Source organism: Streptococcus castoreus DSM 17536, assembly GCF_000425025.1.
GTDB classification, from domain to species: domain Bacteria; phylum Bacillota; class Bacilli; order Lactobacillales; family Streptococcaceae; genus Streptococcus; species Streptococcus castoreus.
Genome location: NZ_AUKZ01000005.1, coordinates 46,760 through 59,714 on the forward strand (window position 1 = coordinate 46,760; position 12,955 = coordinate 59,714).

Genomic DNA, 12,955 nt, shown 5'->3' on the forward strand with positions numbered 1-12,955 from the left:
AATTTTTCATTTTTTATCTGAAATGATATAATGCAAGCACTGTTAAAATATTAGGAGTTCGTATGTCAAATGAATTTATCAACTTTGAAAAGATTTCCAGAGAATCTTGGAAAGAGTTGCACCAAAAAACAAAACCTTTACTGACACAAGAGGAACTTAAAAGTATTACAAGTCTAAATGACCATATTAACATTACTGATGTGATTGACATTTATCTCCCGTTAATTCATTTAATTCAAATTTATAAAATTGCACAGGAAAATTTATCTTTTTCTAAAAGTCTCTTTCTAAAAAAAGAAATTCAATCAAGACCTTTTATCATTGGGATATCTGGATCTGTTGCTGTTGGGAAATCAACAACTAGCCGTTTATTGCAGTTGCTATTGTCCCGAACACACCCAAACAGTAGTGTTGAATTAGTAACAACTGATGGTTTCTTATATCCTAACCAGACCCTCATTGAAAATGGAATCCTCAATCGTAAGGGTTTTCCAGAATCTTATAACATGGAATTGCTGTTAAATTTTTTAGACACCATCAAAAATGGACAGTCTGCTTCTGTCCCTGTCTATTCACATGAGATTTATGACATTCTTCCTAACCAAATGCAGCAATTTAACAGTCCCGATTTCCTAATTGTTGAAGGAATCAATGTTTTTCAAAACCAGCAAAATCACCGTCTGTATATGAGTGATTACTTTGATTTTTCGATTTATATTGATGCTGATAGCAACCATATCGAACATTGGTATATTGAACGATTTTTGAGCATTCTCGAATTAGCAAAAAATAACCCTAGAAGCTACTATGCACAATATACCAAATTACCTCAAGCAGAGGCTATTAATTTTGCTCGAAAAGTCTGGAAAACAGTTAATTTGGAGAATCTCGAAAAATTTATCGAACCGACTCGAAATCGTGCTGAATTAATTCTTCATAAAGCAGATGACCATAAAATTGACGAAATTTACTTCAAAAAGTGATAAAGACTTGCCAAATGCATCTATTTTCTATATAATAGTGGAGTTAGATTAATTTGGAGGTGAAACCATTGGCAAATATTAAATCGGCTATTAAACGTGCTGAACTTAACGTTAAAGCAAACCAAAAAAACTCAGCACAAAAATCAGCTATGCGTACTGCTATCAAGGCATTTGAAGCGAACCCATCTGAAGAGCTTTTCCGCACTGCTTCTTCAAGCATCGACAAAGCTGAATCAAAAGGGTTGATTCATAAAAATAAAGCAAGCCGTGATAAAGCACGTCTCGCTGCTAAACTTGGCTAATAGTATCCAATGAAAACTCCGATTGGAGTTTTTCTTTTGCCATTTAACTGAAAAAAATGATAAAAATCACGATGATTGGTTGTACAGATGAAGAGAGAACGATCTTAGCTAAACACAGTTCAGTGACTACAGCATCACCCTTTTGCCAACTGCGAATCTCATAGTTAGATTGCTAACGAGAAAAACAAAGCGCTGAGTCAATACTAACTAGATCTATTCTAAAAAATCAAGACAATTAAGAAATAGATATAAAAAGGAGGCTGACAGAAAAGTCAGCCTTCTTTTTATAATTTCACTTCAAAAATACTTCCCTTAGGAAAATTATCTGTGACTGTGATGCTTCCCTTAAGAGAAATTACAATCTGTTGGGCTAAAGCCAATCCTAAACCAAAACCTCCTGTTTGACGTGTTCTAGCCTTATCAACACGGTAAAAACGATCAAAGATTTTCTTTTTATCATCCTCCTTAATTCCTGGACCATTGTCGATGACAGCAATTAAGAGATTTTTATCTGTGGTTTTTACCTTAATCTCCACAACACCATTTTTATCTGTGTATTTGATCGCATTATCAAATAAAATCGTTAACAGTTGCTTCAGTAACGCTTTATCCATCTTCAACGATCGACTTACCTGATTATCAACTAAAAAGGTTTTACCATATTCTTGAGCGACCAGTTGATAGTTTTCAAAAATAGCATCAAAAAACTTAGCATCCAAGTCACTCCATTGTGGATTGATTCCATCATCTCGTCTCGCAAGATTTAAGAGATTTGTCGTCAATATACGCATATTTCGAACTTCATCCAAGCTTGAAGCAATGTGTTCACTATTTTCCAATATTGTCTCATTTGGTTTACGAAAAAGCGATTCTAAACGATTTTGAAGAACAGCCAAAGGTGTCCTTAACTCATGGCTAGCATTTTCAACAAACATTTTTTGTTTTTCATAACTCTCTAAAATTGGTTTTCGGCTCCATTTAGCCAGATAAACACTGGCTAGAATTGAAATAAGCCAGAAAATAACCATCACTATAATAATAATTTGTTCATAACGCTCATTGGCACGATCTAATTGTTCCACATTAACAACTGCCATCATATAGGCAACAGCTGGATAATTTTTGATATGGACTTTTACAGTTATCGTATGGTACTTCTCTTTTTGTCCATAAAAATTCATTAAGTTAGTCGTGACGATGGTGCCTAGTCGACTTTTGTCCAAATGGAAATGTTGATAGTTCGATAAGGCATCAAATGTATTTAAAATGGTTCCATTAGCGCTAAATAAAATAATATCCGTGTTAGCTACTGGACTTCTCGCTAATTTTGAGTTGTCTGAATCCGGTAAAACCTTAATAATATTATTTTCAGCATCAAAATAAAAAGAAGATATTCTCGCCATCGCGCGGTTGGCATAGCTACTCGCATTGTTGCTAACAGACATGAGATTACTGTCAACAGAAGAATAGACTCCAAATCTCATGATTTGTAAAATAATAATCGTCATGACAACGAAGATACCCGTAAAAACGGCGAAAAAATGGAAAAAATGAGTATGATTAGCCGATAGGATCTCTGTCTTTAATTTATTCATTGTTTTTTAGAATGTAACCTACACTTCTCAAGGTTTGGAGTTTGTCAACAAAACTTGTCCCTTTTAGTTTCTTTCTGATTTTAGAAACATAGACTTCAACAACCGAAATTGTGGTATCGCTGTCAAATCCCCATAAACGATCAAAAATCTGTGACTTAGGCAAAATAACATTTTGGTTTTGCAAGATATAAACCAATAAATCAAACTCTTTTCCTAATAATTCGATCGGTGTGCCATCAATTTGGACCTCTTTGCGTCCTAAATCAACCACTAAATTCTCAAAAACAAGGTTATTATCAGCAAATTTTCCAGTCCGCTTTAACAATGCTTGAATGCGCATCTTTAATTCTTCCAGATAAAAGGGCTTAGTCAAATAGTCATCTGCTCCCAGTTCAAAACCATGACCTTTATCGTCCAAACTTTCCTTAGCTGTCATAATCAAAACTGGAATTTTGATGTCTTTTTCACGTAATTCCTTTAAGACTTGAAAACCATTTTTTTCTGGAAGCATCAAGTCTAATAAAATTAAATCGTAAATACCACTTTCTGCTTCATACAAGCCTTCGTCTCCATCAAAAACCTGCATAACATCTGCAAAATCATCTAAAAAATCAAAAATCGAATTAGATAAACTTAAATCATCTTCAACTAATAATATTTTTATCATTCTCTACCTCTATTGCCATCCATAAAGCTAAGTTTTCCTTACGAAACTCAGCACGGTTTTGCTTTTTAATAAGAACCTTCTACTAAACTATACCATAGAAAACTTAATTTTTGCTAAATTTTTTGCTGATTTACAAGCTTTACGACTGTTTTAACGTAAAAGAAGTTGGAAATGTTTTCCAACTCCTTTCTTATTGCTAGTAATGGCTCAAAGCATCAAGCACCGCTGCCTTCTCTTTTTTAATCAAGGTAACTCGTGCTTCAATTTCGTTAATTCCCATCGTAATGTTACGGCTGATAGCCATCTCACCTAATTTAGGGGTAAAAAAGACTTTAAATTCTTCTAAGCGTTCTTGAGTTTTAAAATTAGCAGCTGGGTAAATAACGAATTTGTCAAAACTCATATCCCCTCCAAGTGCTGATTTAATCCATTCCCAATTTTCTCTAGCCCATTTCCAAATGGCTTCTTGAGTAAATCGTTGTCCAAGCAAAACATTATACCAGAAAGCTAGATCCTGTGGCTTAATGATATCCTTATCTTTTAAACTGACCAAAATCCGGTTCAAGGTAGCCGGTTGGCTCGTCTTAGCAAAAGCAACCGTTAAGTCATTTCGCAAGTTATTATCAGTTGTTGCCACATAAGTCTCAAAATAAGTATCAACCAATTCTGATGTTTCAAAATATGTCATTTGATTAACCAAAACCAAACGACGGATGGCTGCTGGAATCGCTGAAATATTGTCAATATGCGCCTCAAAAATAGCTTTGGCACCATCAATAATGGTTTGATTTTCAGATGCCAATAAACGTGTCGTGGCAATTTGACGCACCATTTCATCTTCATCTGATTCGTCAGCTTTTTTATCAAAACCAAGTTGGTTAAAATCTTCCTGATAAATAGAAGCAACCAAGCGGTTAAATGATTTTTCTGATACTGTTTCTTCATCAACAAAGCGATTTAAAGCGGAGATGATTTGCTGTATCGCTTCAGCTACCATATAGGACTTTTTACCATCAAACTGAGCAATTAAATCAACCAATTCCGCATAAGAAATGAGACCGCTATCGGCTAATAAACAGCGTTCTTGAAGTACCTGAAGGACAGCAGTGTTGTCAAAACAACTCAAGTCTGCAACCAAGGAATCAAATAGTTTCCCTTGATAATTCGTGATGTAATGAGCTGTATTTTCTGTATTAAAACGCAGCGCTCCAATGTTTTCTGCTGCTAACTGGCTAAAGTTTGGAATAACCAACTCTGCTTCTGTCAAGATTTCAGGAAGCCCTTTCCAACTTGCATTTAACGGAATTGGCCATAAACGTCCTTGATCATTTCCCTCTCCGATGAAAAATTGTTTTTGACTTAAAATCAGCTGATCATTTTCAACACGAGCTGTCAGGACAGGATAACCTGGTTGTTCCAACCAAGCATTCATAAAGGTGGCAACATCTTTTCCAGAAGCATCCGATAAGGCATTCCACAAGTCACGACCAATAGTATTGCGATATTGGTGCTTTTCAAAATAAAGATGCAAACCTGTTGCAAAGTCATGATCCCCAATCCAACGGTGCAACATATGCATGAGACGGCTACCTTTAGCATAAACAATAGCTGGATCAAACAAGGTATTGATTTCATCTGGATGGTTGACGTTGACATGAACAGATTGGACACCATCGGTAGCATCACGTTTAAGGGCAAGAGGTACTCCTACTGTTTGGAAATCTTCTAAAATTTTCCAAGATGGTTCAATAGCATCTATACAGATATATTCCATCATGTTGGCGAAACTCTCATTCAACCAGAGATCATCCCACCACTTCATGGTAACCAAGTTGCCAAACCATTGATGGGCAATTTCATGCGCTATCACTAATGCTACCTGTTGCCTGCTTCTGGCAGTTGAATTTTCATCTACTAGTAAATAAATTTCACGATAGGTAATCAAGCCCCAGTTTTCCATAGCACCAGATGAAAAATCCGGAAGCCCAACATTAAGAGACTGAGGGATTGGATAATGAATCCCAAAATAATCTTCATAGAAATTAATGACACGCACAGCAATATCCAGTGAAAACTCAAGAGAAGTTAAGGGATGTGCTGTTGTAGCATAAACACCGACAGTTGTGCCATTTTTACTTTTGGTGGTTTTACCGTGTAAATCACCTAGTGCAAAAGCCAATAAATAAGATGACATTCTTGGAGTTGTATCAAAGGTCCAAAGTCCCGTCTCTTTGCGACGGTCAACATTAATTTCTGGCATATTAGACAGAGCAATCTCACCTACCTCTTGATCAAATGCAAGGCTTAGATCAAAAACTGCTTTGGCTTGTGGTTCATCAATACACGGAAAGGCTTCGCGAGCGAAGTGACTTTCAAATTGTGTTGAAATAATTTCTTTTTTCTGCCCATCTTTTGTGTAATAAGATGGGTAAATACCAGTCATGTTATCAGTAATACGACCCGAAAATTCAATAACAAGTGTCATCATTCCTGTTTCAGGCAGTTCAACACGTACCACTTCGTTATCATTGTCAATTCGATAATTCACTGCCTCATTATCAAGTAAAATTGACTTAATATCCAAGTCTTTTTGGTGGAAAGCCACATGATTATCTAAAGCTTCACCACTAATCGCAACATTCCCTGTAAATGATTTCGCACAGCGATTAATATCTAAAAAGATATTATAATTTTCAGGAACGAACGTTTCAATAAGATGTTCTACTGTATCCATATAACTCCTTAATTCTAATAAAAAATAATAATGGGTAAATCCATAACATCTTTAAAATCATGTTTGGCGACATATTTTGGAAAATCTAACTAAGACAGATTTTCCTTAACCAGCAACTTACTGATGCCAACCAGTTTTTTAGTATCTCGCACAGTTTTATATAAAAAATTAGGGACTGGTAAGAATTTCCCAGTCCCATTATAGCATATTTTCTTATAATTCAATAATTTTTCCAGTCTTGAGGTAAATAATCCACTCGCAAATATTACGGGCATAATCTCCGATACGCTCCAAATACATTAATACTTGGAAGTACTCTTTCCCTGCAAAAACAGCATCAGGAGATTTGCGAATTTCTTCAACAGCTAGGGCTTGAATATCACGGAAATAGTTATCAATGAGTTCGTCAGAAGCCGCAATTTCATAAGCCTTCACATCATCTGCGTTGATATAAGCATTTAAAGCTTCTTCTACCATCTGTTTGACTGTCTTCCCCATAAGATTGATTTGTTCTTCAACCACTGGAATACGTTCTTCACCTTTCATCCGGATTGTAGCCTTAGCAATCGAAGAGGCATGATCACCCATACGTTCAATATCACTTGATGCTTTTAACACCGTAATAACTGTTCTCAAGTCATTTGAGACTGGCTGTTGCAAGGCAATAATTTCAAGGGATTTCTTTTCAAGTTTTGTTTCAAACTCATTAATTGCATCATCTTCTTCAATAACTTCTTTTGCTAATTCACGATCATGACTAACAAAAGCGCGCACGGTCTTATTAATTTGAGCTAATACTTCCGTTCCCATTGAATAAAATTGATTGTGCAGTTTATCTAATTCTTCTTCAAATTTCGTTCTTAACATTATTTTTTCTTTCTATGATTTATTCGTTTATCTAGAGTTTCCCATAACAATCTGCCATAGATTTAACCAAATTTACCAGAAATGTAATCTTCGGTTTCTTTACGCTTAGGATTCATAAACATAGCCTTGGTCGGTCCAAATTCAAGTAAATCTCCTGCTAAGAAGAAACCTGTTCTGTCAGATAAACGCGACGCTTGTTGCATGGAACGTGTTACGATTACCATGGTATAATCTTTTTTTAATGAAAATAGGGTTTCCTCGATCTTACCAGCCGAAATTGGATCAAGAGCCGAAGTCGGTTCATCTAAAAGAATCATTTTGGGACTGGTTGCAAGAACTCTAGCTATGCAGACACGTTGCTGTTGTCCTCCTGAGAGTCCTACAGCTGAATCATGAAGTCTATCTTTAACTTCATCCCATATAGAAGCACCTTTTAGTGAGGTTTCAACCGCAGTATCCAAGACTCTCTTATCTTTAATCCCTTTTAGACGAAGTCCATAAACAACGTTCTCATAAATTGACATTGGGAATGGGTTAGGCTGTTGAAACACCATACCGATTTCTTTTCGTAAGTCAACAGTATCTGTTCTAGGACTGTAAATATTGTGACCATTATAAACAATAGAGCCTGTTACGGTCACTTCTGGATTCAAATCATTCATACGGTTAATAGAGCGCAAGAGAGTTGATTTTCCCGATCCTGAAGGACCAATCAGGGCTGTAATTTCATTAGGATAAAAATCCAAAGTGACATCTTTCAAGGTTTTCTTTTGATTATAGTAAACAGAAAGGTCTCTGACTTGTAAAATAGGTTCTGTCATCTTCTCCTCTTTCTAACCAAAGTGTCCTGAAACATAGTCATCCGTTGACTGACATTTTGCATTTTGGAAAATATTGCGTGTTTTATCATATTCGATTAAGTCACCCAAATAGAAGAACGCGGTATAATCACTGGCACGTGCTGCCTGCTGCATGTTGTGTGTCACAATAATGATGGTGTAGTCCTTCTTCAATTCAAACATAGTTTCCTCTAATTGCATGGTCGCAATTGGATCTAGGGCTGATGCAGGTTCATCCATTAATAAAATATCAGGTTTGACAGAAATAGCTCTGGCAATACACAAACGTTGTTGTTGACCACCTGATAAGGTAAAGGCCGATTTATGAAGATCATCTTTCACTTGATCCCAAAGAGCTGCTTGTTTGAGTGAAGTCTCAACGATTTCGTCTAGGACTTTCTTATCTTTTATACCTGCTCTCTCATGAGCAAAAGTAATGTTCTTATAAATGGATTTTGCAAAAGGATTTGGCCTTTGAAAAACCATTCCTAACTGTTTCCGAATTTCATAAACGTTCATGTCTTTACGATTAACATCAATTCCTTGATAAAGAATTTCTCCAGTAACCCTAGCTATATCAATCGTATCATTCATGCGATTAAGGCTACGAAGATAAGTTGATTTGCCACAACCAGATGGACCAATTAAAGCTGTGATTTTATTTTTTTCAAACTGCATATCGATTCCTTTGATGGCTTCTTTGTCACCATAATAGACGTGTAAATCCTTGGTTGCTAAAGCAATCGTTTCTTCTGGAAAAGTAATGATATGACGTTCGTTCCAATTATATTTTGTCATGATTTCTCCAATATCTTATTTCGCCGCTGTCATTTTAGAATGAAGTTTCTTACCAATAAAGCGAGCTGAAAAATTGAAAATAAGGATAAAGATTAACAATACTGCTGCACTTCCTGCCGAAACAAGAGTGGCATCAGGGATCGTCCCTTCGCTATTAACTTTCCAAATATGAACAGCAAGTGTTTCAGACTGACGGAAAATAGAAATTGGACTTGTTACACTAAGTGGATTCCAATTTGACCAGTCAAGGGCTGGCGCTGATTGTCCAGCAGTATAAATAAGAGCAGCCGCTTCACCGAAAATACGACCTGAAGCTAAGACAATGCCGGTAACAATACCTGGAAGAGCTTCTGGAATAACCACATGAAAAACAGTCTCCCAACGTGAAAGCCCTAAGGCTAATCCCGCCTCTCTTTGAGTATGGTGAACATGAAGCAAACTATCTTCAACATTTCGTGTCATTTGAGGAAGGTTAAAGACAGTTAAGGCAAGAGCTCCTGAAATAATAGAAAATCCATATTCAAATTGCACCACGAAAATCAAGTATCCAAAAAGACCAACCACAACTGATGGCAAAGAGGATAAAATCTCAATACAAGTTCTGATAAAGCTTGTTAGACGCCCTTTTTTAGCATATTCCGCTAAGTAAATACCGGCTCCGGTTGAAAGAGGAATTGAAATGATTAAGGTTACAATCAACAAAAAGAAGGAATTATACAGTTGAATCCCAATCCCTCCTCCTGCCTCATAAGAAGATGATTTTCCTGTTAAAAAAGACCAGCTAATATGTGGTAAGCCACGAACAAGAATAAATAGAATTAATGAAGCCAAAATAGCTACAATGATTCCAGCGATGGTATAGAGAGTACCAGTCGCTACTTTATCGACTTTCTTAGCGTTCATAGTTTCTCTTTCTCTCTTTCGTAATTAATTTAACAAGGGAATTGAAAGCAAGACTCATTAATAATAAAACAAGGGCAAGCGACCAGAGGACGTTATTTTGAACAGTTCCCATAACAGTATTACCAATCCCCATTGTCAATACTGAAGTCAAGGTTGCAGCTGGTGTGGTTAGTGATTCTGGCATGACAGCAGAGTTACCAACGACCATTTGAATCGCTAAAGCCTCACCAAAGGCTCTAGCCATCCCAAAAATGACAGCCGTAAAGATGCCTGGACGTGCTGCGTTTAACACAACACGCCAGATAGTTTGCCACCGTGTAGCCCCCATTGCCATAGAGGCTTCACGGTAATGACGAGGAACTGCTCTCAAACTATCAGTAGTCATAAAAGTCACCGTTGGTAAAATCATAACAAACAAGACACAGACCCCTGATAAAATACCAAAACCTGTTCCACCAAAAACGGAACGCATGAATGGCACAATAACTTGCAAACCGATAAATCCGTAAACAACAGAAGGAATACCAACCAAAAGTTCAACTGCCGGTTGCAACAATTTAGCTCCATATTTAGGTGAAATTTCAGTCATAAAAACAGCTGCTCCAATCGCAAATGGTGTTGCAATAATGGCTGACAATATAGTAACCAAAAAGGAACCTGTAATCATAGGAAGAGCTCCAAGATAAGGAACTCCATCAGTATTCTTTACACTCGGTTTCCATTCTTTACCAAAGAGAAAATCAAAGATATTAATTTTATCAACAAAAAAGGTTGATAATCCCTTTTGAGCTACAAATATCAGAATCATCGCCACGATAAAAACAATCAAAGATAAACACAAGAAAGTAATCGTGCGACCAAATGTTTCAAGTCTTGAATTCTTCGATGGTGAGACTAATTTCTTAGCCAATTCCTGATTTTTCATAATTCCCCCATTATTTCCTTGTAACCTTACCATCATGACTTTTCACGACCTTCATATCCCTTGTCGAAATATAGCCCATACGGGTAACGATCTTTTGTTGGACATCTTCTGATAACATGTAGTCAAGAAATTCTTTGGTCAATCCTGTTGGTTTCCCTTTTGTATACATATGCTCGTAGGACCAAATTGGCCAATCGTTTGTTGTGACATTCTTAGCGTTTGCCTTGAAACCATTTAACTGAAGTGATTTTACAGTCGAATCCACATAAGCAAATGAGAGATAAGAAATAGCGCCAGGTGTCTGAGAAACAATTGATTTTACCATGCCATTTGAATCTTGTTCTTGACTTTGTCTAGCGGTAACACCTTTCATGATAACACTATCAAACGTTGCACGTGAGCCTGAACTAGCAGCACGATTAATAACAGAAATCTCAAGATTTTGTCCTCCAACTTGTTTCCAATTGGTGTATTCTCCGGAGAAAATCTTTTGCAACTGCTGACTACTTAAATTTGATACCTTAATATTAGGATTAGCAATAATCGCAAGACCTGCAACAGCGACTTGATGATCTACTAATTTAGAGGCATCAACCCCATCTTTTTCTTCAGCAAAGACATCACTGTTTCCAATTTGAACTGCCCCTGATTGAACCTGAGATAATCCGGTTCCAGAACCACCACCTTGAACATTGACGGATTTTCCTAGATTATTACTCCCAAATTCATCAGCTGCTGCTTCCACTAACGGCTGTAGGGCTGTTGACCCAACTGCTGTTATTGACTCACCTTTATCAATCCAACTTGAGCATGCTGATAAAAAAAGAGTTGATAAGGCTAGAAAGCTGAACAAAAAGAATTTTTTTTTCATTTTCATTATTGTATTTCCTATTCGTAAAAATAAAGGGTGTAAATGCGTAGAAAATAAATCCTACACATTCTTTATAGTATCACATCTATTTATGCTTTGAAAGAATTTTTTCTTTAAATTTGCAACATTTTAATCTTGATGTTTAGGCTAAAATCTTAACCCTTTTGGAAAATTATTTTTCAGAGTCTTGTCAACCACTTTAGCAAATCCCAAACCATTACCGTTTACCAACAACTGATACCAGCCTGTTGGATAGGAACGGGATAATTGGACAATGTTTCCTGATACATATTGCTTGAATTCCACGTCAGAAAGTTCAATCGAAGAAAAGACCTCATTAGGTTTTAACGCTAATCCAAGAGCATAAGAGGGTTCAAATCGTTTTTTCTTAAATACTCCTAGTTCTAAGCCATTTCTAGCAATTTTTAGACCATTAAGAGAGGGCAAGCCTTCCGGTAATAAATACAAATAATCTCCAAATGTTTGTAATAAACCTGATAATTTAACATTTAACTGTTCATTTTCAAAATTTTGCCATAAAATCTTTTGATCTTTAGTTAAATTGGTTTTCGGCAGCTTTACCTTTATGTCTTGAAATTTCTGACGCTTATCTTTAAATTTTGCAACAAACTGACCCTCACCTTGGTAATGATGAGGATACATTCTTGCCGTTTCTGGTAAATTTATTCCCTCAACCATTCCATTTAACTTTGGAATATCGACCAATTCCAAAAAGTCATAAGTGGTGAGTAGCCAGCTGACAACCACCTCGTTTTCTTCTGGTGACCAAGTACAAGTTGAATAAACTAATTCTCCACCTGGTTTTAACATCTTCAGAGCATCCATTAGAATTGATTTTTGAAGATGAGAACATTCGCTTGGATAATCTCGATGCCAATATTGAATCGCATTAGGGTCTTTCCGAAACATTCCTTCACCAGAACAGGGAGCATCAAAAACAATAGTGTCAAAATAGTTAGGAAAAACCTTAGCTAAACGATCCGCAGATTCATTTGTCACGACAACATTTCTTGCCCCAAAACGTTCAATATTTTCAACTAAAACCTTGCTACGTTTCTTAGAAATTTCATTACTAACCAAAATTCCTGTGTTGTCTAGATAAGCTAATAAATGTGTTGATTTTCCACCAGGGGCAGCTGCCAAATCTAAAACGTGACTCCCTTTTTGGGGAGCAGCCACTTGTGCTACCATTTGGGCAGCAGGCTCTTGCGAGTAAACAAGACCAGACACGTGTTCTGGAGATTTGCCTGATATTTTGCCATAGTAGCCCCACAATGTGTTTGGAATAGGATTGTCAAATGCTTTTAGGGGATTTTTCAGGGGATTAATCCTAAAGGCACTGATAGGTTCTTGACAAAAACTAGCCAAAAAAGCAGCTGCTTCATCGCCTAATAGGATTTGATATTTTTCAATAAAATCTTTTGGTAATTGCATGGTTTTCATCCATTGC

General features: G+C 36.5%; 12 protein-coding genes. 2 read left to right on the top strand and 10 right to left on the bottom strand.

Annotated elements, in window-relative coordinates; translation table 11 throughout:
* The first annotated feature begins 62 nt into the window (after positions 1-62).
* Together coaA and rpsT are read left to right on the top strand one after the other, a co-directional pair.
* Positions 63-983, top strand: coding sequence for a type I pantothenate kinase (gene coaA / locus H346_RS0101870; RefSeq protein ID WP_027969582.1), 921 nt, complete (start codon positions 63-65; stop codon positions 981-983).
* Positions 984-1,036: 53 nt separating this feature from the next.
* Entirely contained in the window at positions 1,037-1,285 is a 249-nt protein-coding gene (gene rpsT / locus H346_RS0101875; RefSeq protein WP_027969583.1) for a 30S ribosomal protein S20, read from the top strand.
* Between the two features lie 284 nt (positions 1,286-1,569).
* Here the strand turns inward: rpsT and H346_RS0101880 are convergent, their stop codons facing one another.
* The 10 genes from H346_RS0101880 to H346_RS0101925 all read right to left on the bottom strand — a co-directional run bounded on the left by H346_RS0101880 (position 1,570) and on the right by H346_RS0101925 (position 12,939).
* Positions 1,570-2,880 (bottom strand): sensor histidine kinase, encoded by a 1,311-nt coding sequence (locus H346_RS0101880; protein ID WP_027969584.1) that lies wholly within the window; start codon positions 2,878-2,880, stop codon positions 1,570-1,572.
* Positions 2,873-3,547 (bottom strand): response regulator transcription factor, encoded by a 675-nt coding sequence (locus H346_RS0101885; RefSeq protein WP_027969585.1) that lies wholly within the window; start codon positions 3,545-3,547, stop codon positions 2,873-2,875. The genes H346_RS0101880 and H346_RS0101885 overlap by 8 nt, the downstream gene beginning before the upstream one ends.
* A gap of 196 nt (positions 3,548-3,743) precedes the next feature.
* Positions 3,744-6,281, bottom strand: coding sequence for a M1 family metallopeptidase (locus tag H346_RS0101890; protein WP_027969586.1), 2,538 nt, complete (start codon positions 6,279-6,281; stop codon positions 3,744-3,746).
* Positions 6,282-6,494: 213 nt separating this feature from the next.
* Complete coding sequence (gene phoU, locus H346_RS0101895; RefSeq protein ID WP_027969587.1) at positions 6,495-7,148, bottom strand: phosphate signaling complex protein PhoU; 654 nt, start codon at positions 7,146-7,148, stop codon at positions 6,495-6,497.
* Positions 7,149-7,210: 62 nt separating this feature from the next.
* On the bottom strand, positions 7,211-7,969 hold the full coding sequence (pstB, locus tag H346_RS0101900; RefSeq protein ID WP_027969588.1) for a phosphate ABC transporter ATP-binding protein PstB: 759 nt from the start codon (positions 7,967-7,969) through the stop codon (positions 7,211-7,213).
* Between the two features lie 12 nt (positions 7,970-7,981).
* On the bottom strand, positions 7,982-8,785 hold the full coding sequence (gene pstB / locus H346_RS0101905) for a phosphate ABC transporter ATP-binding protein PstB (protein WP_027969589.1): 804 nt from the start codon (positions 8,783-8,785) through the stop codon (positions 7,982-7,984).
* 15 nt (positions 8,786-8,800) lie between these two features.
* The gene (pstA, locus tag H346_RS0101910) at positions 8,801-9,688 is read right to left on the bottom strand and encodes a phosphate ABC transporter permease PstA (protein WP_027969590.1); all 888 of its coding nucleotides are present in this window, start codon (positions 9,686-9,688) and stop codon (positions 8,801-8,803) included.
* Entirely contained in the window at positions 9,678-10,613 is a 936-nt protein-coding gene (gene pstC / locus H346_RS0101915) for a phosphate ABC transporter permease subunit PstC (protein ID WP_027969591.1), read from the bottom strand. The genes pstA and pstC overlap by 11 nt, the downstream gene beginning before the upstream one ends.
* 10 nt (positions 10,614-10,623) lie before the next feature.
* Positions 10,624-11,490, bottom strand: a complete 867-nt coding sequence (locus H346_RS0101920; RefSeq protein ID WP_027969592.1) for a phosphate ABC transporter substrate-binding protein PstS family protein — start codon at positions 11,488-11,490, stop codon at positions 10,624-10,626.
* A gap of 141 nt (positions 11,491-11,631) precedes the next feature.
* Positions 11,632-12,939 carry an RsmF rRNA methyltransferase first C-terminal domain-containing protein gene (locus H346_RS0101925; protein WP_027969593.1) on the bottom strand — a complete coding sequence of 436 codons (1,308 nt, stop codon included), beginning with the start codon at positions 12,937-12,939 and terminating at the stop codon, positions 11,632-11,634.
* Positions 12,940-12,955: the final 16 nt, after the last annotated feature.